18 protein-coding genes are annotated in these 24,658 nt (G+C 51.6%); 4 read left to right on the top strand and 14 right to left on the bottom strand.

The window, feature by feature from the left end; genetic code table 11:
- Positions 1-26: 26 nt before the first annotated feature.
- From glpK to GNP95_RS09035, 4 genes are read right to left on the bottom strand one after another with little or no spacing between them, the layout of a single operon-like run.
- Entirely contained in the window at positions 27-1,601 is a 1,575-nt protein-coding gene (gene glpK / locus GNP95_RS09020; protein WP_155610496.1) for a glycerol kinase GlpK, read from the bottom strand.
- A 12-nt stretch (positions 1,602-1,613) separates the two neighbouring features.
- Positions 1,614-2,552 (bottom strand): transketolase family protein, encoded by a 939-nt coding sequence (locus tag GNP95_RS09025; RefSeq protein WP_155610497.1) that lies wholly within the window; start codon positions 2,550-2,552, stop codon positions 1,614-1,616.
- A 2-nt stretch (positions 2,553-2,554) separates the two neighbouring features.
- The gene (locus tag GNP95_RS09030) at positions 2,555-3,424 is read right to left on the bottom strand and encodes a transketolase (RefSeq protein WP_330163324.1); all 870 of its coding nucleotides are present in this window, start codon (positions 3,422-3,424) and stop codon (positions 2,555-2,557) included.
- Positions 3,425-3,430: 6 nt separating this feature from the next.
- Complete coding sequence (locus GNP95_RS09035; protein WP_155610498.1) at positions 3,431-4,864, bottom strand: L-fucose/L-arabinose isomerase family protein; 1,434 nt, start codon at positions 4,862-4,864, stop codon at positions 3,431-3,433.
- A gap of 277 nt (positions 4,865-5,141) precedes the next feature.
- Between GNP95_RS09035 and GNP95_RS09040 the strand changes: the two genes are divergently transcribed.
- The gene (locus tag GNP95_RS09040) at positions 5,142-6,179 is read left to right on the top strand and encodes a LacI family DNA-binding transcriptional regulator (protein WP_330163325.1); all 1,038 of its coding nucleotides are present in this window, start codon (positions 5,142-5,144) and stop codon (positions 6,177-6,179) included.
- 843 nt (positions 6,180-7,022) lie between these two features.
- Here GNP95_RS09040 and GNP95_RS09045 read toward each other — a convergent pair.
- Positions 7,023-8,177, bottom strand: a complete 1,155-nt coding sequence (locus tag GNP95_RS09045) for an AGE family epimerase/isomerase (protein ID WP_155610499.1) — start codon at positions 8,175-8,177, stop codon at positions 7,023-7,025.
- A gap of 153 nt (positions 8,178-8,330) precedes the next feature.
- Positions 8,331-9,719 (bottom strand): family 4 glycosyl hydrolase, encoded by a 1,389-nt coding sequence (locus tag GNP95_RS09050; RefSeq protein ID WP_155610500.1) that lies wholly within the window; start codon positions 9,717-9,719, stop codon positions 8,331-8,333.
- Between the two features lie 164 nt (positions 9,720-9,883).
- On the opposite strand from GNP95_RS09050, the gene GNP95_RS09055 reads away from it, so the two are divergent.
- Complete coding sequence (locus tag GNP95_RS09055) at positions 9,884-10,735, top strand: AraC family transcriptional regulator (protein ID WP_155610501.1); 852 nt, start codon at positions 9,884-9,886, stop codon at positions 10,733-10,735.
- Between the two features lie 66 nt (positions 10,736-10,801).
- Here the strand turns inward: GNP95_RS09055 and GNP95_RS09060 are convergent, their stop codons facing one another.
- The 5 genes from GNP95_RS09060 to GNP95_RS09080 form a co-directional block, all read right to left on the bottom strand.
- Entirely contained in the window at positions 10,802-12,385 is a 1,584-nt protein-coding gene (locus tag GNP95_RS09060) for a glycoside hydrolase family 43 protein (protein ID WP_155610502.1), read from the bottom strand.
- Between the two features lie 81 nt (positions 12,386-12,466).
- A complete protein-coding gene (locus GNP95_RS09065) occupies positions 12,467-13,834 on the bottom strand; it encodes a glycoside hydrolase family 28 protein (RefSeq protein WP_155610503.1) in 1,368 nt (455 codons plus the stop codon).
- A gap of 22 nt (positions 13,835-13,856) precedes the next feature.
- Complete coding sequence (locus GNP95_RS09070) at positions 13,857-14,993, bottom strand: glycoside hydrolase family 88/105 protein (RefSeq protein ID WP_155610504.1); 1,137 nt, start codon at positions 14,991-14,993, stop codon at positions 13,857-13,859.
- A 101-nt stretch (positions 14,994-15,094) separates the two neighbouring features.
- Complete coding sequence (locus tag GNP95_RS09075; protein WP_155610505.1) at positions 15,095-16,609, bottom strand: extracellular solute-binding protein; 1,515 nt, start codon at positions 16,607-16,609, stop codon at positions 15,095-15,097.
- Positions 16,610-16,693: 84 nt separating this feature from the next.
- On the bottom strand, positions 16,694-17,599 hold the full coding sequence (locus GNP95_RS09080; protein ID WP_155610506.1) for an ABC transporter permease: 906 nt from the start codon (positions 17,597-17,599) through the stop codon (positions 16,694-16,696).
- A 403-nt stretch (positions 17,600-18,002) separates the two neighbouring features.
- On the opposite strand from GNP95_RS09080, the gene GNP95_RS09085 reads away from it, so the two are divergent.
- A complete protein-coding gene (locus GNP95_RS09085) occupies positions 18,003-18,887 on the top strand; it encodes a carbohydrate ABC transporter permease (RefSeq protein ID WP_155610507.1) in 885 nt (294 codons plus the stop codon).
- A gap of 102 nt (positions 18,888-18,989) precedes the next feature.
- Here GNP95_RS09085 and GNP95_RS09090 read toward each other — a convergent pair whose 3' ends face one another.
- A complete protein-coding gene (locus GNP95_RS09090; protein WP_155610508.1) occupies positions 18,990-21,233 on the bottom strand; it encodes a helix-turn-helix domain-containing protein in 2,244 nt (747 codons plus the stop codon).
- A 275-nt stretch (positions 21,234-21,508) separates the two neighbouring features.
- Between GNP95_RS09090 and GNP95_RS09095 the strand changes: the two genes are divergently transcribed.
- Positions 21,509-22,411 carry an ArsR/SmtB family transcription factor gene (locus tag GNP95_RS09095; protein WP_155610509.1) on the top strand — a complete coding sequence of 301 codons (903 nt, stop codon included), beginning with the start codon at positions 21,509-21,511 and terminating at the stop codon, positions 22,409-22,411.
- An 85-nt stretch (positions 22,412-22,496) separates the two neighbouring features.
- Here GNP95_RS09095 and GNP95_RS09100 read toward each other — a convergent pair whose 3' ends face one another.
- Together GNP95_RS09100 and GNP95_RS09105 are read right to left on the bottom strand one after the other, a co-directional pair.
- On the bottom strand, positions 22,497-22,784 hold the full coding sequence (locus GNP95_RS09100) for a DUF6171 family protein (protein ID WP_155610510.1): 288 nt from the start codon (positions 22,782-22,784) through the stop codon (positions 22,497-22,499).
- Positions 22,785-22,789: 5 nt separating this feature from the next.
- On the bottom strand, positions 22,790-24,286 hold the full coding sequence (locus GNP95_RS09105; RefSeq protein ID WP_155610511.1) for an alpha-N-arabinofuranosidase: 1,497 nt from the start codon (positions 24,284-24,286) through the stop codon (positions 22,790-22,792).
- Between the last annotated feature and the right edge of the window lie 372 nt (positions 24,287-24,658).

The following is a 24,658-nucleotide window of genomic DNA, read 5'->3' on the forward strand; positions in this document are numbered from 1 at the left end:
AGCAATGAGCGGAGGTATGCTGCTTTTTAAGAGCATGGTATGCTTTTTTTAGAACCGGCTTCAGAAGCTTCGGCGAAAGGCGAATGGTCAACTGCGGCACTGTCTTGTAGCACAACTCCCACCGCCCTCTTCCATCCCTCGTAATTTTGTGCCCGGTGCGTCTGATCCATTAAAGGCATGTAAATCTCGTATTTCCGCATTTGCTTGGCAATTTCACTGAGCGAATCCCAGATTCCAATGCCAAGCCCGCCCATATAAGCCGAGCCCAAAGCCGATAGTTCAGCAACATCCGACTTGGATACCCCGCAGCCCAGCATGTCCGCCTGGAATTGCATGAGAGTGGCGTTGTCGGAAGCTCCCCCGTCGGTGCGGAGCATCTTAAGAGGTATTCCCGTCCCCTCTTCAATAAGCTCAATGGCGTCCCGAACCTGGTAAGCAATGCTCTCTATCGCGGCCCGAATAATATGGGGTCTGCCCGTCCCCCGGCTCATCCCGGATATCATCGCCCTGGCCTGCGGCTCCCAGTATGGCGCGCCCAGCCCGACAAAGGCCGGAACAAGGTAAACGCCTTCATTATGATGCGTCTGAAGCAGCAGTTCCTCCAGCTCGGCAAAAGTATGGAACAAGCCCAAGTTATCGCGAACCCACTTGATCGTGTCCCCCGATGTACGAATGACGGCTTCCAGGGCGTAGGTTACTTTCCCGCCGATGCTCCAGCCGATCGCGAGCACCAGGCCATTCTCTGCGGCGACTGGCTTCTCGCCGATATTCATCAGCACGGATGTCCCCGTGCCATAGGTCGCTTTGGCCATGCCTGTCTCGAAGCAGTGCTGTCCGAACAAAGCGGCCTGCGAATCGCCGATAATCCCGGCAATCGGTATCGGGTAGGACAACAGCTGTGAATCCTTCGCATTGGTTACCCCGAATACCGCATCGGATGACTTCACTTCAGGCAAAAGCTCGATCGGCACGCCGAACAGCTCGCACAGCTCAGTGTCCCAGCGCAGCTCATGGATGTTGAACAGCGACGTTCGGCTCGCATTCGTGTAATCCGTGGCATGAACCGCTCCACCGCTAAGCTTCCATAGCAGCCAGCTGTCCATCGTGCCTGCCAGCAAACGTCCCTCTTCCAGCAGGCGGTCGATATAAGGCACCTGCTCCAGCATCCAGCGCCATTTTGCCGCCGAGAAATAAGGATCAAGCATCAGCCCTGTCTTCGCTCTTACGATTTCTTCATAACCCGCTGCCTTTAACGTCTCACAGCGTTCTGCCGTGCGCTGGCATTGCCAGACAATGGCATTGCATACCGGAAGCCCCGTAGCCCGGTCCCACATCACCGCCGTTTCACGTTGATTCGTCAGGGTGAGTGCTGCAAGCCGGCTCGGTTCGATGCCAGCCTGCTGAAGCACGGCCTCGGAAGCGCGCAGCACATTTTCGTAAATTTCCATAGGATCATGCTCCACCCACCCCGGGGAGGGGTAATACTGCTTATGCTCCACCGAGCTTTTGGCAATAATTGCCCCCGCCGAGTCAATGATGAGCGCCTTCGTTCCCGATGTACTCTGATCTATAGTAAGCAAATATCCTTGTTTGTTCGTCATCGCCCCTGGCTCCTATTGTCCCAGCATATCCAGCGCCAAGTTCTTGATGTTCTCCGCACTGATCCCGTAATGTTCGAATACTTCCTTCGTTTTCCCGGCAATCGCCGGTTCATCCGGAATGCCCAGCAGACGAAGCGGCACCGGATGATGCTGCACGACGACCTCCGCTACTGCAGCCCCAAGGCCGCCGTGTACGCTATGCTCTTCCACCGTAATAATACGGCCCGTCTCCCTCGCTGCCTTAATGATCGCCTCTTCATCCAGCGGCTTGATCGTATGCATATTGATTACCCGGCAGGAAACTCCGGCTTCCTTCAGCTTCGCTTCGGCATCCAGCGCAACCCGTACCGTCTCTCCCGCCGCGATCAGCGTAATGTCCGAGCCGTCGCGCATCGTAACGGCTTTGCCGATGACGAAATCATAATCAGCGGATTCGTAAACATCCTCTACCGGGTTTCGCCCGATGCGAACATAGACGCCGCCCTCATAATTCACGAGCGCCTCGGTCATCCGTTTCGTCTCATGACGATCCGCCGGAAGAATGACCGCAAGGCCGGGGATCGCTCTCGTTACCGCCAAATCCTGCACGGAATGGTGGGACATCCCGAGCGCCCCGTAGCTAATCCCGCCGCTGATTCCGATCAGCTTCACATTCGTTGCTGAATAAGCCACGTCCACTTTAATCTGCTCGATGCTTCGCATCGAGAGGAAGCAGGCGGGCGAAGTAACGAACGGCTTTTTCCCACTGTGCGCCAGCCCCGCCGATATGCCGACGATGTTCTGCTCCGCGATGCCGACCTCTACGAATTGCTCTGGATAGGCCTGCGCGAACGGTCCCATTGCCGCCGAGCCTCGGGAATCGCTGGCCAGCACCAAAATGTCCCGATCGCTTTGCGCCAGCTCCAGCAGCGTATCGCAAATGACTTGACGATTAGCAATTTTATTCCCCATTGTTATCGAACCTGCCCTTCCTGTTGATAGCCGGCCAAAACCGCGGACAACTCGGCCAAGGCCTTCGCAAGCTCCTCGTCGCTTGGCACGTGGTGATGCCAATGCGGCACATTTTCGGCAAAGGAAATGCCTTTGGCCTTCACGGTATTGGCAATGATGAGCGTTGGCTTTCCTGGAACGGTCGGAGCTGCCTCCAATGTATCCACGAGCTGCTCCATATCATTTCCGTCGATTGAGATGACGTGCCAGCCAAAGGCCGCCCATTTCTCGTCCAGCGGATCGAGGCCCATAACCTCTTCCGTGGAGCCGCTGATTTGCAGCCCATTCCGGTCAATGATGCCAACCAAATTATCGAGCTTGTAATGAGCTCCCGCCATTGCCGCTTCCCAGACGGAGCCTTCCGCTTGCTCCCCATCGCCCATCAGGCAGAATACCCGGTAGCCGCGTCCGTCCCGCTTAGAGGCCAGCGCCATGCCCACCGAGATCGCCAGGCCATGCCCCAGGGCTCCCGTATTCATCTCAATCCCGGGCACTTTATTGTTCGGGTGACCAATTAACCGCGTTCCAAACTGTGAGAATGTCTCTAATTCTTCTTTTGGGAAAAATCCTCTATCCGCCAAAATACACCACAAGGATTCCACCGCATGACCTTTGCTCGCTATAAAACGATCGCGATCCTCCCATTTCGGACGAGCCGGGTCGAGGTTCATGACTCGATAATAAAGTGCCGTCAAAATATCAGCGTTGCTTAGCGATCCGCCGGTATGTCCCGCCTTGGCTCTATGAATCATCTGGAGCAGATCCATGCGTATTTGCGCCGCCTTCGCTTTCAATTCAATAATTTCCATCTTCACCGCCGCCTCCTTGTTCATGATGTTTTATAAATTCGAACCGCGCAGCCAGGCTTGGATTTGCTGTTCTGTCGGATCGACGGGATCCGCCGTCAAGCCGGGAATATAGTTGCATGCCTCATATAAAGCCGGGATAACGTTGGCATGTATACCTACCGAATGATGCACATAAGGGCCTTTGACCAGCTTTTCTTCCCATAACGGCCAATCGTTCACTTCCACCCAAACGTAAGAACCGCGCGTATACGGCCCTTGAATGCCGCGAGCCTTGCCGAGGAACAATTGATATTCCCCGTGATCCCCATCGAATCTGGCCAGCGTCATGCCGCCGCCTTTGATTTCGCCTTCATGCGTCCCCGGGGCATGATCGTCAAACAGAAAATGCCGGGATAGCTTCGGCCGCTCCTCCACAGACAGCGATACCGGAAAATTGCCGCAATGGAACAATAGCTCCCCGTTTTCATTCTCTGGATGACGAACCGTCAGGTCGGCAAAAAACGTCGGCAGCTGATTCATCGTCGCAGCCTGCACCATCACCGAGGTGATCGCCCCGTGGATATCGGTCTCGCACGTCACCGGAATTTGCTCATCGGTCAGAATCGCATTGGCAAGGCACGGCATGATGCCCATCGCCTCCTGCAAGGCCGACCAGCATTGGATGGCAATAGCTGAGCATCCGTTCTGCACGGCGTACTGCTTCATCGCTACCTTCAAAGCGGCAATGCGCCGAACATCTTCCTCGGTGACCTCCGACCAATCCAGCTTTGCTTTAATATAATCGATCGCCTCTGCCAGCTCGGAGCTGCTGCCTTTCTCGATCTGCTTTGAAGCTCTTTGAATGTCGATCAAAGTGATCGGATGAAGCTCAATGCCGAACCGTTCCAGCAATTCGCCTTCATTGCACATCATCGTCCAGAACGATGTCGGTCTAGGGCCAATCTGTAAAATTCGCAGACTGCGGAACTGCTTCACCACGTTCGCCGCGGCTACGAAATTCGTAAATCCCCGCTCAAATACCGGAGAATCTACCCGGCTGTTCGTCACATACGTAAACGGCACATTAAAACGACGCAGAACCTTTCCTGTCGCAAACAGCCCGCACTGCGTATCACGCAGGCGCATGCCGTCCTCCAGCGGCGCTTCATCGCGCGGCCCCCACAGCAGCACTGGCTTGCCCAGCGCTTTGCCTACCCTCGCCACCGTATCCTCTGTCCCGAAATTACAATGTGGAAAAAAGACGGCATCGACATTTTCGCGTTTGAACCGCTCTACAATTCTGTCCGCAGCGATATGATCGTCGTACAACAACCCTTCCTCATTGATTCCTTCAAGATCTACGAGCTCGAAGTCCATTCCAAAGCTTTGGATTTTCTCCTTAATCATTACTTTGTACTTGAACGCATCCTCCGCACTGAACGTAAAACGACGTGTAGGGGCATATCCCAATTTCAATTTCTTCATCCGGCACACTCCTCAGGTATTATCGAACTAAACAAACTAAACAGATTTAAGATTATTAACTAAACAAAATAGATAAAGTTTAGTCAATTCCATCGTCATGAGTTAAAATTACCACCAGTTTAGGAATTAGTCAACGATATTCATTGAAATTTAGTTAATTTTAAGTTTAGTTAACTAAATATTTAAGTTAACTTCCATCCTGTCCTTGATAATTTTTTTAGAGATGTGTAAACTAAACCTACTAAACAATTGAATGGGAATGGAGAGATTCTGAACTGTGAGAATGGAGGATATCGCCAAAATTGCCGGGGTTTCCAAAGCGGCTGTATCATTTGCGCTAAGCGGAAAGCAGGGCATCAGCGCGGAAACACGCGAGCGGATATTGCAAATCGCCAAAGAGCACGGATATTCCCCTAAATCCAAGTCGGCAGCGCCCGAGCAGGCGCTCAAAACATTACTCTTTTTGGCATTCGCCAATTCCGGCATCGTGCTTGAACAATATTATCAACAGCCTTTTTTTCGCGAGCTGATTCAATACATCGAGGAACGATGCCGGAGCTACGGTTATTCGCTCATGTTCTCTTCGGTAGAGCCGGAGCATTATGTGGAGGAAATTAAAACCATCGTGGAGGAAAAAAGAAGCGACGGCGTCATCCTGCTTGGAACGAATCTGAGTCAAGCACAAATAGCAGCAATCGCGAATGAGTTGACCGCTCCGCTCGTCGTACTCGATACCTGCTACGAGACGCTTCCGGTTCACTTCATCGAAATCAATAATATCATGGGCGCTTATCAGGCAGGCGCTCACCTGGCGGAGTTAGGACATCGCAATATCGGCTACATTGCCTCCAACGTGAGAATCCATAATTTCGAAGATCGCAAGCGGGGTTTCCTCGCCGCTCTTCAGGATCACCAGCTGGAGGTGGCCGGGGACGGCTTCTTTGCCGTAGCCCCCACGATCCTATCCTCCCAGGATGAATTAAAAAGTCAGCTCTCTGCCTACCTGGCCTCTGGCAAACCTATGCCGACAGCCTTGTTCTGCGAGTGCGACTACATTGCCATCAGCGCCATCAAGACATTAGGCGAGCTCAACTATCGGATTCCGGAGGATGTTTCGGTCGTCGGATTCGATAATATCTCGGAAGCGCGGATCGTTTCGCCCGAGCTGTCAACCGTCCATGTCGAGAAGGAACGGATGGCTCAACTCGCCGTCGACCTGATGATTCAATCGATCGAGTCCCCCCAGCCGGTGAAGACGAAAGTAAAAGTGGATACCCAATTTATTCCGCGCGGCTCATCGAGCGGCATCAAATAGCATCGGATAGCGGGGCGGGGCTTTTTCCCAAATCTCCTTTGAGCTCCCGAATAAAAACTCGAAGGCAAAACGACAGAATGGGGCTGTTTATTGGTGGTAGGGGCCGCGAGGTTGTAGGGTTACGGGGTTGCGGGGTCGCGAGACTGTGTGGTCGCGAAACTGTGAGACTGTGGGGCTGCGAGGCGAGCCCCCGCGCGCCAAAGTCGCGGAGCGGCAGAAGTCGGTATCTCATACTACCTTTAGGCATTGCTTTATTTCAAGAGCTCGACAGTATGTTGGATTATGATTGAAGCATCGCCTTGGACTTAGGTGACAGTAACGGAAATCAGCAGCCTTATTTCAATGATTTTTGGCTATAATGTGCTCCTTACGGAACTCAGTGACGTTATTTGCCTATTTTGGTGGCAAAACTTCGCGAATGGCAGTCATTAACGGCTTACAGTTCCGGTAGCCTTCAAAAATGCCATATTTCGATGAATAACGTCGCTCAGTTCCGCAAGCAAGTCTCCGCCCCTCCTTCCCCTCCACTCCTTGCTTCTTCTGAACTTTGCATCATCCTCTCCATACCTCCTCCACCTAAATTTTTCAAGTTGCTGCCAATATTCAATTGTTTGGAATCGCAGTATTAGCCCACAATCTACTGAAAATAGCAGGCATACGTCTAGCTACTTTCCTTCGAAAATAAATGCGTAAAATAAAGCCGGACGGAAAACATCGCATTTCCCATCTGGCTTTCATTTTAGGTACTTATTCAACAGCCCTTTCCTTTTAGGCTTATTAGTCCAGTTACCGTTTCAACCCTGTCGCTGCCGATAATCACTTGGCATAGCTTCAACATTTTATCTACCACAAATAAAGATCGTTGCCCTTGAGCTTAAATATGGCTTCCATGAAGTAAAAATCACCGTAAATGATCGCATGATGATGTGTATCGCTATGATAGGCTCCGGTACCGTTTAGCAGGAAGTGGTCGGTATCGGCCGACCAATCGATCCGCGATTCGTCGAGCGTTCGCAGCAGCTTCAGCGCCGCCGCCACAAAGGAGCGGCTTTCATGCCCGCCGACGGCCTTGGCGATCTCGATGAATCCGCATGCCGCAATGGCTGCTGCCGTATCGTCCATCAGCCTTGGCTCCTCCGGCTGTCTGAAATCGACCGGGATGATGCCATCCTCTGGAATATTAGCCATAAAATAATGCGCAACCCGCTTGGCCGTCTGCAAATACTCGTCCTTTCCGGTATGAATATAACTCATCATGAAGCCGTACAAAGCCCAGGTCTGCCCGCGCGTCCAGGAAGAACCTTCCCCGTAGCCTTGACCGCCATGCGTCCTTACCACCCCTCCATTAAAAGGATCGAATTCGACAATGTGATTGACGGAACCGTCAGGGCGAACGAAGGCCTGCATGGACGTATCCGCGTGCCTCATTGCAATTTGCCTGAAACGTGGATCCCCCGTCTCTTCAGTGGCCCAATACAGGAGGGGTATATTGAGCATGCAATCGATAATTGCCCAGCCCCTCGTATCGCCTTCCTCCAGGTCATTCCATGCGCGGATGAAGCCCCCTGCCAAATTGAAGCGGCCTGCCAGCAGATTCGCAGCATGGAGCGCCCGCTTCCGAGATTCCGCGTTTCCCGTCACTTTGTAATTCGCTACGCTGGTTGGCAGCCACATAAATCCAACGTCATGATGCAGACCGTAAAATTCTTGAAAGCACCGATCCAGCTTGGCTTCGGAGATTTGTCCGATCTCCTTGTACTTCTCGTTGCCGGTTTCGTGGTGCATAAGCCACAGCATGCCTCCCCAGAAACCGTTGGTCCACCAGCAAATGCCGTCTGTGTCATCGCCCGAAGGATTATGGGCGCTCCGATCGTCGTGCACACCGTTAATCGTCGTATAAGGAATCTTGTTTCGCGAACGCTCGCTGACCACGTCCATTTTCTGTGTCAGTTTCCTAATGACGCCATCCAGCCATTGCCGTTCCGTATCATTCAACATGGGATTGTCCCTGCCTTTCGTCATGGACTCGTTTCTAAACGGTATCCGTTTTCAACAACTTGTTCCAAGCGTACCATCGCGGCTTCATGAATTGAATGAAGTTTTTTAAGCCGCTTATGCAGGTATTTTAGAAACACGCCCATGCTTCTCACATTACTCGTACCAATATCCCGGGATGATCTCCTTTTCCAACTCCAGCAGCTCTTTAATCATCAAATCTGCATCATGTATGGAATTTGCGAGCGGATCGGTCAGCATCGCTCTTCTCAATTTCGTGAAGCTTCGTTCCACAACAGCCTCCGCCGTCAGCTCGTGCGTATCCAGCACGAGCTCCTGCATGCCCCGGATTCCCCGCGGCATCTCACCCACATGAAGGGGTTGAACACCGTTCATATCCACTTCGCATAGCAATTCAAGGAATGCGTCGTCATTCATGTTCGTTACGGCCCCGTTATTGAGCGTATTAATAAAGAACCGCTTGCCCAAATTGCCCACCATATTTTCGATAATATCCGTGGCGTGGTCGGGCCCGAATGATGTCATGTAGTCGGCAATAGGACGTTTACCGGAAAGGAAATCATCCACTTGCCCCCACATCTCCTCATGGCGTTGATACCGGTCTTCCGTTTCCCAAATCGATAAAGGCGGAATGGTGTCTTCCGTCTTGCCCAGTCCCTGCCAATAGCGGACGTATTCCTTCGTGTGGGCCGTACATGTTGGAATATACCCGAAAATGTTAAAGAGTTCATACGTGATGGCATCGTTATACAGCGCCTTTGCGCCTGTATCCCCGCCATCGTTTTCCGTTCCCGCCGATATTCTCATCGACTCAGCTATCTTAGGCATGACATCCTTTCCATCATAGTCAGCCTTAAGCAGCCAGGTGAAATGATTGACGCCAGCTATGCGGAAATCAAATTTCCGGTCGATTTTCTCATTGAACTCGCTAATATCCTCAATGATGCCTGCCCGAATGGCATAGTAAGCTTTCTTATGCGGCATATGGTGGCTGTCGCAAAGGGCGAAGGTTTTCAGCTGCGGCGCATATCGGCTTAAAGCGATGCCATGGACGGCAGATGGATTGATATAATTAATGACCCACGCATCGGGACAAAGCTCCTCGATGTCTTTAGCGCAATCCATTATGACTGGCAGTTCTCTCATGGCTCTGAAGATCCCGCCTGGGCCGATCGTATCCCCGGAGCACATTCGAATTCCGTATTTTAAAGCAACCTGGCAATCGATGCCGCGATATTTTACAGTATCCTTAGCAAAGCTGAGGACGACGAAATCAGCGCCCTTCAGTACCTCTCTCCGATTCGTCGAGCCCTCCACTTTAAGGGACACTTTGTTCTCCTTGGCAACCATTTCAGCAAGCCTGACCATCTTGGACAGCCTTTCTTCATCCGTATCTACCAAAGCAAGTGTTCCTTGATTCAAGTATTTAGAGTCGACCATCTGCCAAATCGATTGACGGCCGAAGAATAAACTTCCCGCCCCGATAACAACAATCTTCGGATGTGATACTTTAGAATCTATCATGACAAACCCTCCTTATGGGTAATGACCCCATTATAGGAGACTGATTTCGAAAGTAGAATATGAGATAGTTTTACGTTTATGTCAAATAGTATGATTATTTATGAGCGGCACTTCAATGCTATAATATGATCATTTGAAATATGTCTTATGGTAGAGGGATGATAATGAATACGAAAATGAAGGACATGGGAATTCTCAATGAGTTGTCGGAATTGATCTCGCTGCGAATGAAGTCTGTTTTTGAGCTTACCCATGACGGGAAGTGGGTCGAGCATAAGGCACATATCGACTACGATCTTTGGTTCATACAATCCGGAAACGTTACGATTCGTATCGATGGAATCGAACATCAGGCCAGGGCGGGAGATGTGGTCTTTTTTTATCCGGGAATTCCTTATATGGCTTCTACTACCGATCAGGGGTGCCGGTTTATTTACGTGCATTTCGACTTCGAAATTGGCAAGCAGCAGCGAATTCTGAGCGACTTTCCGCTCTCGGGCATTATACCGGAAGAGCTGATTCGGGAGGAAACCATCTTGTTCGGCAAAGCCTTTATGCAATCGAATCAGTTAGACAGCATGCCGGGGAACCGTCTATATTTAAAAGCTTGTCTAACGGCTGTCATCGCCAAAATCATTGAACTCTATGGACAAGAACGGTATACCGGCACATTTCTGAATGGGAGAAAGCCGAGAACAGCCGAGCGGAATTTGGACGTGCTGCAGCCGGTATTCGGTTATATTCACAGCCACCTGCACAAATCGATTAAAATGAGTGAGCTCGCCCAGCTTGTCGGCATATCCGAAAAATACTTCATCACTTATTTCAAAAAGACATTGGGCATTACCCCGGGACAATATATTTACCAAATTAAGATGAACCGGGCGAGAGACTATCTAAACTTAAAGAAATATACGATTCAGGAAATCGCCAGCCTCCTCGGCTACCCCGATCCGTTTACGTTTTCGAAGGCTTTTAAAAAGTACTATAACGTTCCCCCATCCAAATTTGATTAAAAAAGCTGTCAGAGGACATACATGTCTTCTGACAGCTTTGCTGCATTTCAGAGCCTTTTCGGCGGTCTATTCATCCCGGCCTTCATACCGGAAATAATGAAAATCGGCATAACTGCCTTTAAACTGATTCATGTCGTGGACGGCGATGCCGATGAAATTACCGGTAAATCCGCCGGACAGGAAGCTGATATTCTGCGGCTGGCCAACCGGCTGCCATTCTGCTGCTCCTTCCCCGCGATAAAAATACTGACCGTTGACTCCAGATACTTCCACGGCCAAATGAACAGGCCCTTCCTTTAAATCGATCATGACAGGCTCAAGGGTAAATTCATCCCGCTCGCAGCGCAGCAGTCTCAGAACCCTGCCTCGTCCTTCTTCATGGCTCACATAGGCATACCAATAATTGTCCTCATTCAGATACAGCATCAATCCCGCCATTTGCAGATACAGAGTTGGCTCATGATCCAATGCCGTCTCGGCACGAAAGGACTTATCCGTCTGCCGGATGGCCACGATATGGTGGCTGAACAAGCTCTGAGCAGATTCACCTGCATAAATTCGCAAGCGGCCCGAGCGCTCGGAAAGCGAACACCAGCTTTCATCAGCCATCATGCGAAGCGTGTTCCAGCGTGGATGCAGTTTAGGACCGTTGAAATCATCCACAAATTCTGCCCGAATCCCGCCCTTGATGACTGCTCCTTTAGGCAGCGGCACTTCCATTTGCGGCGTGTTGCCGCCGCTAGTTAACCGAAGCCATCCTTCCTCATCCCAATACACCCTCTGTAGAGCGGTCTCTCTCCCGAGGATCGCATACTGGCCTTCCAGCGGACGGGTGCACAGGTGAGCCATGTACCACTCGCCTTCAGGCGTCTCAACCAGGCTGCCGTGGCCGGCGCATTGCAGCTCTGCTTCAGGCTTCCCGCTAGAGGTCAGCATCGGATTAAGCGGATCGACCTCGTACGGCCCGAGCAGCTCCTTGGATCGTGCTACGGTCACCGCATGGCCGCTGCCTGTGCCTCCTTCCGCAGTAATGAGGTAGTAATAGCCGTTACGCTTATAAATATGCGGGGCCTCCGTCTTTTTCAGCGGGGTGCAGTCAAACAGCTTCTGCGGTGCTCCAATCAGCTTCCGCTGCTTCGGATCGTACTCTTGAATGACGATGCCGCTCGATTTATTGCCTTCAGTAATGCGGTAATCCCATAGGGCGTTTAACAGCCACTTGCGGCCGTCTTCGTCATGGTACAGGGATGGATCGAAGCCGCTGCTGTTCAGATAAACCGGCTCCGACCAAGGCCCATGGATGGAGGGAGCGGTAATTAAATAGTTATGGCAATCCTTAAAAGGACGCTTGGTGCTCTTAACATCCGTATACATGAGATAGAACAAACCATCATAATAGCTGAGCTGCGGCGCCCAGATGCTGCAATTCTTCGGATTTCCCTGCAGCTGGACCTGATTCGTCAAAATATCCGTGCAATGCTCCCATTCCGCCAGGTTGGCCGACTCGTACACTCTGACGCCTGGCAGCCATTCAAACGAGGAAACGGCAATATAATAAGTGTCTCCGGCCCGTACAATGCAGGGATCCGGGTTAAAGCCCGGCAGTACCGGGTTGCGGATTACTCCTGTGTTTCTGTTATCCGAAATCAAGATGGCTCCCCTCCATAAACCTATTTTGATTTAACATCCATGGCCCGATCTCATAAATCTTCATCAAAGCCTTACTTCAGGTCAATCTCCGGTTCCTCCCAAGCTCTCCTCGGGAGGCAACGTGACCTGCTCCAGCAGCTGCCCTGCTTGCTTCGTATTCCGGGATTCGCAATTAACCACAGTGACCCGTTCGCCATTTTCGACATAAAAGGCCGGCCCTACATGGTTCTCCACGGTTACGTTCCGGAAGCGGATATCTCGTACGTTGCCGAGGAAGAAGCCCCGGTTGCTCATATCCTTAATGCCCGCCATCATCGCCGGCTGTCCGGGCGTAGCGTTCTCAGCCATCGAAATATCGATCTGATCAAAGGTCACTTCCGCAACATACTGCTCAGCCAGTCCATACAGGAACCCGGCGGCGGCATGCACCCTTCGGGCGGTAATGTTGGCGAAATGGATCCGGCGAAAGCGCGGCGTCTCCTCCGTAACCGGATATGGATGCTTGTCCCATACGTATTTGTCTTTGCCTCGCGGCCCGCAAAAATAATACAGGTTCAGGATGAATGGGCAAATGACGTCCTCCATAACGATATTGCTTACCCGAATATCCTCAACGATCCCACCCCGTCCGCGCCTGGATTTCAAGCGAATACCGCGATCGGTTTGCTTGAACACGCAATTCGAAATGACGACATTCCGCACGCCGCCGCTCATTTCGCTGCCAATGACAACACCTCCGTGTCCGTGAATCATCGTACAGTTGGTAATCGCGATATTCTCGCAAAGAACCCGGGCCTCCGTATCCTCGGTCCCTGCTTTAATGGCGATGCAGTCGTCTCCCACGTCAATTTGGCAGTTGCTGATGCGAACGTTCGTGCAGGATTCCGGGTCGATGCCGTCCGTGTTCGGCGAGTCTGCGGGATTGAAGATCGACAGATTATCGATCGTCACATCCTGGCAGCGAACTGGATGAACCGTCCAGCTCGGCGAATTCGCGAGTGACACATCCCGCAGCGTTACCCGGCGGCAGCCGTCGAAGCTGATCAGCTTTGGGCGGGGATACGCAAGCTCCCCGCGGCGGTTCCTATGCTTGTCCCACCAGGCCTGCCCGTTTCCCTCCAGCCTGCCCGAGCCAGTTACGGACACATTCTCTAGATCCTGGCCGAAAATGCATGAGGCGTATACCTCCTGCTTCACGCCCTCCCAGCAGGAGGTCACAACCGGATAGTCATCCGGGTGATCACTGAAAGACAGTGTAGCTCCCGGACTGATATGAAGCTCAATGTTGCTCTTCATGATAATCGCTCCAGTGCGGTAACAGCCCGGCGGTACGCATACCTTGCCGCCTCCCGCCTCTTCCGCAGCGGCGATGGCAGCCGCAATCGCTGCCGTCGACAGCTTGGAGCTATTTTTGCGCGCACCATAATCATCTATGTTAAAAACAAGCATGTCCTCTGTCTCCTTCGTCAGATTATCGATGCGCCGCGCGCCTTTCAACCTCCAAATACTCGTATTCTGTACAAGCCAGCAGGAAGGCGCCAAGCCCCTTCTGATCATTCGTAATGATCGGCTCACTGATGTAATACGCATAAGTTCCGTCGCGGCGGTCTTCTCCGCCCAAGCCGGCTACCTGGCAGGTCTTGTTCAAATTGACCCAGCCTTCCTTTGTCTCCAGCACGAATTCTGCAATCAGGCCAGCGTAGGCATGATCCAGCGAACTGATCCATTCGGAGCCAAGCAGTCCGAGACGGAGGCCTTTAGCTATGGCATACGTGATCATGCTGGAGGCGGAAGCCTCCAAATAATTTCCTTTGCGGCCCCCGGCATCGACGACTTGATACCAGACGCCGGAATCGGCATCCTGATAGTTCCTTAGCGCGCTTAACGTATCGTTCAGAATCCGCCTTAGCTCATTGAAGTCGCCGTGCTCCGGCGGCAGCAGTTCAAGGACGTCAACGAGCGCCATCACAAACCAGCCGAGTGACCTTCCCCAGAAATTCGGCGACTGCCCTGTCTGCGGGTTACACCAAGGCTGCACGCGCTGCTCGTCCCAGGCGTGATAGAGGAGTCCCGTTTTTTCGTCCTTCGTATGCCTTTCGCAAAGGATGAATTGCCTGGTTACATCGGCGAGATCGCCCTCCTGCTCGAAGTTCAGCAGATATTCCAAATAAAAAGGGGCTCCCATATACAAACCGTCCAGCCAAATCTGGTAAGGATAAATCCGCTTATGCCAAAAAGCCCCTTCCGACGTGCGCGGATGCGTCTTCAACTGCTCCCGGAGCAATGCCGCAGCGCGTGCGTATTTCTCTTCGCCAGTCTCCTTATGCAGTACGAACAGCAGCTTGCCGTTATTCAGGTGGTCGATGTTATGCTCATCCTGCCGGTAGCCCTTCACCGAGCCGTCCTCCTGAATGAAGTAATCCATATTATCGCGAATATACCCGAAATATTTCTCGTCCCCAGTCATCTTCCACAACCGTTCGAATCCCTTTAGGATCACCCCGTAATCATAGGACCATTTCCCGTTATAGCCCTGGCCCTCATACAGCTTCGGCGTACGTTCCATGATGGAATCCGCGGTTCGTATCGCCCAATGCATCTTTGCCATGCCGATCATCCTCCTGTTGGAAAATAGACCGTTCCGCCGCAGCAGCAGCTGCGGACGGAACAGCCAAAGCTTAGGGCGCATATGCCCGTAAGGCGAACCGTTTACTTGCCATACACTGCTTTATATGCAGCTTCGTATTCGGCGATGATTTTATCGCCTCCTGCTTTTCTCCAGTTTTGCACGGCCTGCTGGAATCCGTTCAGATCGGTTTTGCCGAGAATATATTTGTACGTAGCGTCCGTAATCATCTTCTGCAGCTCGGAGCCTTGTTCGGAATTCGTCGGCGATTCCAGGGAATACAGTGGATTAAGCACCGCAAAGCTCTCATTCTCCTCGATCAGACGGTTGGCCTCTTTTCTCAACGGATCCGAGTCATGAATTTCAAAGCCGCTCTCCTTCGGGCGGGAGCCCGCAAACGGCTGCACCTCCTGCTGCCACAGGCTCGTATCCTTAATGGTTACCGCTTTGTTCTCATCGATTGTATAATGGACGTCCTCAAGGCCATATGTCATCAGCGTGTATACTTCCTCCGACATCAAATCGTTCACGAATTTCAGCACACGCTTCAGCTCCTCTTCATCCTTCACCTCCGATTTAGGGAAGGCGAGCAGGCCTCCGACGCCGTTGGACGTCGACCAGATGGCTCTGTCGCTTTCATTGCCGGTAGACGTAATGCCGTTAATCATCACGAGCTCCATATCGTCCTGAATGCCCTTGGCCAAATTGAGCAGGTTTTTGCTGTCGAAGAGGGCCCCTACGTAAATCCCCGCTTTGCCTTGCGCGAAGTTCTGCTGCTGATCGGTCTTCGCCGTAACGGCAAAATCCTGATTGATATACCCGTTGTCGTATAGCTCCTTCATATAATCCATCGCTTTGATATAGCCTTCCGACTCAAATTCAGGCGTGACTTGCCCGTCCTCGCTTACGCTCCAGACGCTGGGCGTGCCGAAATAGGAGCTGAGCGTCTTGAACGCGCCGAAGACGAGATCGCTGCGGTCCATAAATCCAGTCGTATCCTTGACGCCGTTACCATCCGGATCCTGCTCCGTAAATGCTTTGGCTACCTGCATCAGCTCATCCGTCGTGTTCGGCACCGGCAGCCCGAGCTTGTCCAGCCAGTCCTTCCGGACGATAACCCCATTCCTCGCCACCTGCTTCTGCAGCGGTACGCCATACAGCTTGCCCTCGATAGAGGCCGATCTGCGCATATCCTGCGAAATGGCCGCCAGGTTGGGGTATTCGTCCAGGTAAGGAGCGACATCCCAGAATACGCCGGCTTTCAAAGCGTTGCGAACCGATGAGTTGTCCAGTATCGTCAGGGTGACGATATCCGCCAGAGAGCCCGAAGCGAGCGATGTGTTGAGGCGTTCCTCTTTGGAGGCATCCGGAATCCACGAAAATTTGATGTCCGTATTCGTTGCCTCTTCAATTTTGCTTAACACGGTATCTGTCGGCGGCGATGGCGTCTGCAAAATATTCAGCCAGCTAATCGATGCCTTTCCGTCGGCGCTGGCGCCGCTGGAAGGATTGGCGCCTGATTTTGTTCCCCCGCATGCGCTAAGCAGCAGGCTGCAGCACAGCGTAAGCGCTGCCAATTTTGCGATTTTCCGTTTCATGTGCTTTTCCCCTTTTTCATTGTTTTTTGTAAGTTTGATTTATCTTCCTCTTCCCAAGCGGAAGCAAGAATTCACATAAAACTGTCAATAGACCCCGTCTTCACCGAACTTCTTGGCCAGTCTATTCGCAAAGATGACCAATATTAATCCGACGACGCCCTTGAACAGGCCTACTGTCGTGCTGAAGCTGAGCTGTCCGTTCTTCAAGCCTGCCGTGAAAATATACGTATCAAAAATTTCCCCGATCTCCCGGTTCAACGAGTTGAGGAGCAAATACATATGCTCGAAGCCAAGCTCAAGCGTATTGCCGATTTTGAGGATCAGCAAGGTAATGATCACCGGGCGGATCGCAGGCAGCGTAACATGCCATATTTTTCGCAACCGGCTGGCGCCGTCCATTTCGGCCGCTTCATACAGCTGTGGATCTACAACGGTAATCGCCGCTAAATATATGATGGTGGACCATCCGGCTTCTTTCCATATGATCTGCAGGATGTACATGGGACGAAGCCATTCCGTGGATGTCAGAAAGCTGATTTTGCTTCCCCCGAAGGCGGCGATGATCTCATTGACGACGCCCCCGTCTACATTGAGGAATACATATGTGATCGAAACGATGATGACCCAGGACATGAAGTGGGGGATATATACCATCGTCTGAATCGAGTTTCTGAACATTTTATGCCTGACTTCATTTAGCATTAGTGCAAGAATAATGGGAATCGGAAAGAACATGGCCAATTCGAGCGCAAACAGAATCAGCGTATTGCGCAGCAGCATCGCAAAGGTCGGTTCGGTAAACAAACGTACAAAATGCTTGAACCCGACCCAAGGACTTCCCTGGATGCCCAAATACGGCTGATAATCCTGAAAGGATATGATCAGGCCTCCCATCGGAAAATACTTAAAAATGACAAAGTACACGAATCCGGGGAGAATCATCAAATACAACAGTTTATTCCTGCTTAGGCTTTTAAAATGACGAAGCATTTCAATTCTCCTGGACCCGGTTCCCTTATGCGGTTTGCCTTGTAACGGAATTGCTGAGGAATCTGCTTCTTTCACCGGCTGTCGACCTCCTTGATCAGTTAACATGTGTTCGAGCCAAGCATATCCGGTAATCGTCATTCCGTATATAATCATTAGCTATCGCAGACTCCCGAAATCCCATTAGCACCAGGCAAATTGTAGCTTCGGATCAGGATTCATGATCGGGATACCTCCCGGATTGTAGCTGATGATCATGAGTGGAGATCAGGATTATTGCCTTGATCCAGCCTGAAGTTCCATGCCTGGATCCCGCCGTTAAAGTCATAGGACATGATTATATACGGAATATTTACAGCTTGTTATGGTGGATATAAGACTACTATCAAGGAGGATTCATACTGCTATGTCCAAATCTGCATTTAAGAAGCCATCGCTGGGAAGCCGGATTTTCAACTTTGTGAACTATGCGCTCCTGCTTCTGTTCGCGCTTGCCTGCCTCCTGCCGTTCGTGAATGTTGTGGCAAGCTCCTTTGCCTCGACGCAGGAAATCGTGTCAAAGAAATTCGTCCTGTTCCCGACGACCTTCTCGCTTGACGCTTACCGGTTCATCTTCTCAACGCCGACCATCTTTAAAGGCCTCGGCGTATCGATTGGCACTACGCTGGCAGGCACGGCCGTCAGTATGACACTGACGGCCCTGATGGCATACGGATTATCCCGCAAATATTTATCAGGGAGGATTGTCATTAACTTTATTATCGTTTTCTCGATGCTGTTCAGCGGCGGAATGATTCCGACCTTCCTCGTCGTCAAATCGGCGGGTTTGATCGATTCGTACTGGTCGCTGATCATTCCGACGGCGATCAACGCCTTCAACCTGATCATTATGAGGAACTTCTTTCAGGCTCTGCCGGAAAGCCTCGAAGAGTCGGCTAAGATCGATGGCGCCAACGACTTCCGTATCTTGTGGAGAATCATGCTGCCGCTAGCCCTGCCTTCGATCGCAACACTTTCGTTGTTCTACGGCGTCAACTACTGGAACACATATATGAATGCAATTCTGTACCTTAACGATTCCGAGAAATGGCCGCTGCAGGTGCTGCTGCGCCAAATCGTCATCGTGTCCAGCGGAATGGAGGGCGATAATTCCTCCGTGGACATCGTTCCTCCTGCACAAACGATCAAAATGGCAGTTATCGTCGTCGCTACCGTTCCGATGCTGATCGCCTATCCGTTCGTACAGAAGCACTTCACGAAAGGCGCACTGCTCGGAGCGGTCAAAGGCTAGGCCAATATATTCTATGAGCGGTCGCCTCAAATCAAAGAAGTTCTGGATCACGCATGAATCATGCGAAGCCAGAACTTCTTCTTGTGTTTAGCGCCCTGCGGCTCAGCGCTCCAATTTCATCTTGCGGTAGGCTCCCGGCGTGACATGCTCCTTCTTGCGGAAAGAACGGATGAAGTTTTGCGAGTTTTGATAGCATAGCTTCTCCGCCATATCCTTGACCGTCATATCCGTATCCACCAGCCACTTCTTGGCGATTTCCAGCCGGTAATGCATCAGATATTCGCTAAAGGTAGTTCCGTACTCCTTGCGGAATATGCTGCTTAAATAATTGGGGCTGTAATGAAGACGCTCGCTGATCGCCTCCAGCGACAGCTCCTGATCGTATTCAGAGCGGATGATCGCGGCGATCTTATCCGCAATCGAGCGGAATTGCTGGTTCGTCTTCTCTTTGACGCTTCTGACCATCGGGTAGATGACCTCGTGCACAAGCATGCGCTCGATCTCCTCGGGATTCCTTGTATCCAGCAGCCGGTGGTATAGGTTAGCGTTGCTTGGCGTAAGCAGCACCTCCACACCGATAAGCTGCTCGAGCTGAATGAGATTGTTAACGAAGCGGATCAGCGTCACTTCAAGATTCATCGGATTCAAGCTATGCTTCATCATATCCGCCAGCAGCGGATATAAGGAGCGGGCCACCTCCTGCTCGTCTCCAAGGCGAATGGAGTCAAACAGCCGCGCCTCCAGCTCCGTCGGATAATGCAGCAGAATCGGCCCGGATATCCCCGTGGAGATGTCCTCGTAAAAGATAATTGACTCCTTGCCGAGATTCAGCCGCTGATAAAGTGCCTCCAGGCTCATCTCGCAAGCCTCCCTGCTTCTCAGCGCATCCTCATAGGGCACGCTGATTCCTATGCTGACGGAGGTGCTTAAATACTCCCGGGCAGACCTGATGATTCTCTTGGCATGCTGCAGAATCTGCTTGCGCAGGTCTGAGGCGTCCTCCTTTTCAAAGAGAAGCACCGTGGCCTGCGTCCGCTCATTAAGTACGACGGGCAGCATTCTTCCCAGTTCGGGAACGATCTCCTGCACAAGATTGTTTACGGCCAGCAGCAGCACGTCCTTGCTAGGCGGCTGCCCCTCGCCATAGCTGTCCAGCTGGATGAGCATCGTGACGAAAAGCGTGCTGTCTGTTACCGGATATCCGAATCGTTCCAGCCCTTTCTCCGCTTCCTCCCGGGTTAACCGGTTCTGAAGGAGATTGAGCACGAACTGCGTCTCCAGCTTGGGCTTCTCCAGCTCGATCAGATGCTCCAGACTCTCCTTCTCGGATACAATGGAATCGATCGAGCGGATGATCCAGTCCACCTCGTCCCTCAGCATTGGCTCCGGGCTCATGGCTAAGCTGCTTTGGATCTTCCGGAAGGGCCGCGTCAGATACACCGACAGCACGTACGCCAGCATAACCATCAGCAGCGTGATCACGATCCCCATAATGATGAGACCGTAGCGCGTGGCAGCCAGCGCCTTGCTCACTTCCTTCTGATCGAGCAGGGTCACATAGGTCCAATTGTTATAATCGGATTTGGCGTATAAGGCCATGATAGAGCTGCCCGCCCTGCCTTCAATCGTCGCTTTGCCCGTCTGTGTCCCGCTTTCAGCCTGCTCGCTAATGAGCCGGAGCTGCTGCGGGGACAGCATTTCGGATGCCGTCTCGGCGGCGTATAGCAGTTCTCCCTCTTTATTCAATATATAAACGGAAGTATCCGGCTTCGTCTGCAGCGTATGATTCAGCGTCTGCAGGGATATGTCCGACAGCGCGACCGCCTGCTTGTCTTTGGAGGACACGGGCAGCGTGTGCACAAAGCGGATGCCGTCATCCGTTTTAACCCAGTACAGTCCCCTGCTCGCTTTATCGATGTACTGCTCGTACAACTCCTCCCTATCCTCGCTCGACAGCTGGGACAGCGAGCCATTCGAAATTCTCCAATTCTGCTTCAGGCTGATTAAGGAATATTGAACCCCCTCCAGCCCCATTGTGGCGATATAGTTCAGCTGGGTATTCAGTTCCCGGTACGCTTCGAAATCCCGTTCCGTCAGCGGACTGTTGATCACTTCGTGAAAGGATTTCGTCGTACTGTAAGTATAGAATGCATATTCAATCGTCTGGATTTTCTGTTCCAATGTATTGCGGATTTGCGTGATCAAGCTTTGGCGGCTCTCCCCGACGCGCTCGGCGACCGAGCGTGTGGTTGACATATAAATGTAGCTCCCAAAGCCGACCACGAGTCCGATGCTTAAGACAAGGATAGAAATGAACACGTTGTAGAACGTCTTGCTCTTTCTCATTGCTCTCTCCTTAGGCAAAAATATGATTGAATCTGATTTGCCGATTATTCAGATAGATACTATTATAGCGCTTACATTGTTTTCGGGACATAGGGATTTCTATCGATCCGGCACTTACTCCGGGCCATTGCCAGCAGAGTGCGGTGATGGAGGGAAGCAGCGGACTTTCCTAATTGGGCGGTATCTACTACAATAGAACTAGACATGTTTAAATAACATAATCATTAATCGCATAACATATGTATAAATAAAAATGATGGAGGCTGTATTATCAAATGAAGCTAAATCTTACGGCACAATCGCTGCCTGTATATGAAGCATTATCCAGCGCAGTCCGGCTGAACATCATGAACCTGCTGGCTGAGCGGCCGATGAATATTAAGGAGCTTGCTGAAGCCCTCGGGTTAAGCAGCGCCATCATGACGATGCACGTACGCAAGCTTGAAGGCGCGGGGCTGGTTTCCAGCGAAATGGCTCCCGGGCGGAACGGTTTGCAGAAAATTTGCTCGCTTGCCGTCGACAGCATCGAAATCGTCATCCCCCGTAAGAAGAAAGACGAATTAAAATGCCACCGTACGGAAATTCCGGTTGGACATTACTCGGACTTCATGATCGAGCCGACATGCGGCCTCGCTACGGTTGATCATATTATCGGCAGCTTTGATGACCCAAGGCATTTCTGGGATCAGGAACGGATCAATGCCGGCGTGCTCTGGTTCGGCAAAGGCTTTATCGAATATAAAATCCCGAATTTCCTGCTGTCGAGCCAACGGCCGGAAGAGCTGGTCATTACGATGGAAATTGCCTCCGAAGCGCCGGATACGAACAATAACTGGCCTTCCGACATTACCTTCACCTTAAACGGAGTCAATCTGGGCTACTGGACAAGCCCCGGCGATTATGGCGACAGCCGCGGCAAATATACGCCGAGCTGGTGGCATAACAAAACGAATCAATACGGCCTGCTAAAAAAACTGCGCATTACCCGTGAGGGTACGTTCATGGACGGCCTCAAATTGTCCGATATTACTTTGGATGATGTCGGTATTCTGGGCAAGCAGTGGACCTTCAAATTATCCGTGGAGGACGACGCCTTCCACGTCGGAGGCCTTACTTTATTCGGCAAAGGTTTCGGCAACTACAACGATCATTTACTGTTCGAGCTCTATTACAGCTGATATACAGAAAATTTCTAAAACGACGTCTGCCGCAAACCAATGACAAAAGAAGCCTGAAATATCTTCAGGCTTCTTTTGTCATTTATTATAAATACATTGTTTCCTCATGATAGGCTCCCCACCGGCTTTGACCCGGCAAGGCGCATTCCCGCTCCTTCAGCTTGGCTACAACGGGAATGATACAGCCGCAGACAAGGCAGGTCGTTCCGTCCTGCAGCTTGGGGCAGGAGCGGCACAGCTCCAGCCGCTGCTCATAAATTTCATCCGGAACGCAGCGTTCCGGTGCAAAAGCGGAGGAGGCCAGAATGCGCTGAATCTGCTCCCCCGTTACTTTATACTCCTCCCGGCAGCCTTTACAGGATGACGTCGCCATATCGCTTAAGCCTTAGGAGTCAATGCCAGCACGGCAACGGACATCGGCGGCAGCTCGGCTGTCACCACTCCGCCCTCTACCGTAAAGCTATGGAATGCCTGCGGTGCTACCGTATCCGGGGCTGCGAACGTATTGTGAGCGTCTATCGTATCCCCCGTCAGCACCGTTCCCGTTACCTCAAAGGATTGCCCGCCCCAGCCCCGTACATCTACCGGAACAACCGCCTTCTCGGCATGGTTCGTGTTGCAAAGGCTGATATGAACCACTCCGTTGGCATTGATCGAGGCCGAGCCAGTCACGGCCGGAATCTCCCGTCCGTCGTAGCTGTATGCTCCGCCATCCACCTCCAGCTCGATCCGTTCAGCATCCTGGTGAACCTTGAACATATCAAACACATGATATGTAGGCGTGAGCACCATTTTCTCCCCTTCAGTCAGGATTACCGACTGGAGCACGTTCACTGTCTGGGCGATATTTGCCATGTGAACGCGTTCGTTATGTTTATGGAAAATATTGAACGTCAAACCGGCTACCAGCGCATCACGAATCGTATTTTGCTGATACAGGAAGCCTGGATTCGTACCCGGCTCAACGTTGTACCAGGTTCCCCATTCGTCGACGATCAGCCCTACGCGCTTCTCAGGATCATATTTATCCATGATGACGCTATGCTTCGTAATGAGTTCATCCATCCGCAGCGCCTTCTCCAGTGTCTTGAACCACTCGCTCGTCTCAAAGCCCGTAGCTGGTCCTTTATCTTCCCAGGTATCCCCAGGCACCGTATAGTAGTGCAGCGTGAGTGAGTCCATGAACCGCGAAGCTTCCCGCATCAGAACCTCTGTCCAGTTATAATCGTCTACGTTTGGCCCGCAGGCGATCCGGTGGATTTTATTATCGTCATAGTTACGGACGTATGTCTGATAACGGCGATAGAGATCCGCGTAGTATTCCGGACGCATATTTCCGCCGCAGCCCCAGTTCTCGTTGCCGACGCCGAAGTACGTTACCTTCCAAGGCTCCTGGCGGCCGTTGGCCTGACGCAGTTCGGACATTGGCGATACGCCGCCAAAAGTCAAATACTCCACCCATTCGGACATCTCCTGGACGGTGCCGCTTCCCACATTTCCGTTGATATAAGGCTCGCATCCGAGCATATCGCACAGCATCATGAACTCATGAGTACCGAAATGGTTGTTCTCGACCACACCGCCCCAGTGCGTGTTGACCATTCTTTTGCGTTCTTTTCTAGGGCCGATGCCGTCCTTCCAGTGATATTCATCGGCAAAACAGCCGCCCGGCCAGCGGAGCACCGGAATGTTAATCTGCTTAAGCGCTTGCACGACATCGTTTCTAATACCGTTCGTATTCGGAATCGGGGAATCCTCGCCCACCCAAATCCCTTCATAGATGCAACGGCCTAAATGCTCGGAGAAATGGCCATAAATATTACGGTTAATAGTGCCTCTACGGAGGTCGACATTCAGAATTGCCCGGTTTGCCATGGAAACAACCGCCTTTCAATTAATGATTGTATTAATCAATTAATACTTACACAAACATTATAGGCATGTTCTGATTCGTTCGTCAACCGGTTGTGTATATCAAAATCGGCAGACGGGCCCGCTCGCGCTGTATCCACCTGAACTAACTGGATTTCATGCATTTAGTACACCGGTACACGGCCCCTAATAAAAGTGTAGTCCTGTCCCCTTAAATTTTACTGGTTTATGAGCCAAGTGGTGAGGGTCAGATAACTGAATGTATTTCATGCAGTTAGTTCATTGGTTTTGGCCGTGTTAGCGGGAACTAACTGCATAACCTACATTTAGTTTTAGGCTATTTCGACAATTTAGCTTCACTCAGGTAAACTAAGT

Origin of the sequence: Paenibacillus woosongensis, assembly GCF_009725165.1 — a bacterium.
Taxonomy (GTDB): Bacteria; Bacillota; Bacilli; order Paenibacillales; family Paenibacillaceae; genus Fontibacillus; species Fontibacillus woosongensis.

Coding starts and splice junctions, on each gene's coding strand:
- GNP95_RS09075 (WP_155610505.1), bottom strand. CDS start 16,609: ATGAAACGGAAAATCGCAAAATTGGCAGCGCTTACGCTGTGCTGCAGC.
- GNP95_RS09055 (WP_155610501.1), top strand. CDS start 9,884: ATGAATACGAAAATGAAGGACATGGGAATTCTCAATGAGTTGTCGGAA.
- GNP95_RS09030 (WP_330163324.1), bottom strand. CDS start 3,424: ATGAACAAGGAGGCGGCGGTGAAGATGGAAATTATTGAATTGAAAGCG.
- GNP95_RS09025 (WP_155610497.1), bottom strand. CDS start 2,552: ATGGGGAATAAAATTGCTAATCGTCAAGTCATTTGCGATACGCTGCTG.
- GNP95_RS09070 (WP_155610504.1), bottom strand. CDS start 14,993: ATGGCAAAGATGCATTGGGCGATACGAACCGCGGATTCCATCATGGAA.
- GNP95_RS09085 (WP_155610507.1), top strand. CDS start 18,003: ATGTCCAAATCTGCATTTAAGAAGCCATCGCTGGGAAGCCGGATTTTC.
- GNP95_RS09045 (WP_155610499.1), bottom strand. CDS start 8,177: ATGTTGAATGATACGGAACGGCAATGGCTGGATGGCGTCATTAGGAAA.
- GNP95_RS09065 (WP_155610503.1), bottom strand. CDS start 13,834: ATGCTTGTTTTTAACATAGATGATTATGGTGCGCGCAAAAATAGCTCC.
- GNP95_RS09100 (WP_155610510.1), bottom strand. CDS start 22,784: ATGGCGACGTCATCCTGTAAAGGCTGCCGGGAGGAGTATAAAGTAACG.
- glpK (WP_155610496.1), bottom strand. CDS start 1,601: ATGACGAACAAACAAGGATATTTGCTTACTATAGATCAGAGTACATCG.
- GNP95_RS09080 (WP_155610506.1), bottom strand. CDS start 17,599: ATGCTTCGTCATTTTAAAAGCCTAAGCAGGAATAAACTGTTGTATTTG.
- GNP95_RS09035 (WP_155610498.1), bottom strand. CDS start 4,864: ATGAAGAAATTGAAATTGGGATATGCCCCTACACGTCGTTTTACGTTC.
- GNP95_RS09090 (WP_155610508.1), bottom strand. CDS start 21,233: ATGAGAAAGAGCAAGACGTTCTACAACGTGTTCATTTCTATCCTTGTC.
- GNP95_RS09095 (WP_155610509.1), top strand. CDS start 21,509: ATGAAGCTAAATCTTACGGCACAATCGCTGCCTGTATATGAAGCATTA.
- GNP95_RS09050 (WP_155610500.1), bottom strand. CDS start 9,719: ATGATAGATTCTAAAGTATCACATCCGAAGATTGTTGTTATCGGGGCG.
- GNP95_RS09105 (WP_155610511.1), bottom strand. CDS start 24,286: ATGGCAAACCGGGCAATTCTGAATGTCGACCTCCGTAGAGGCACTATT.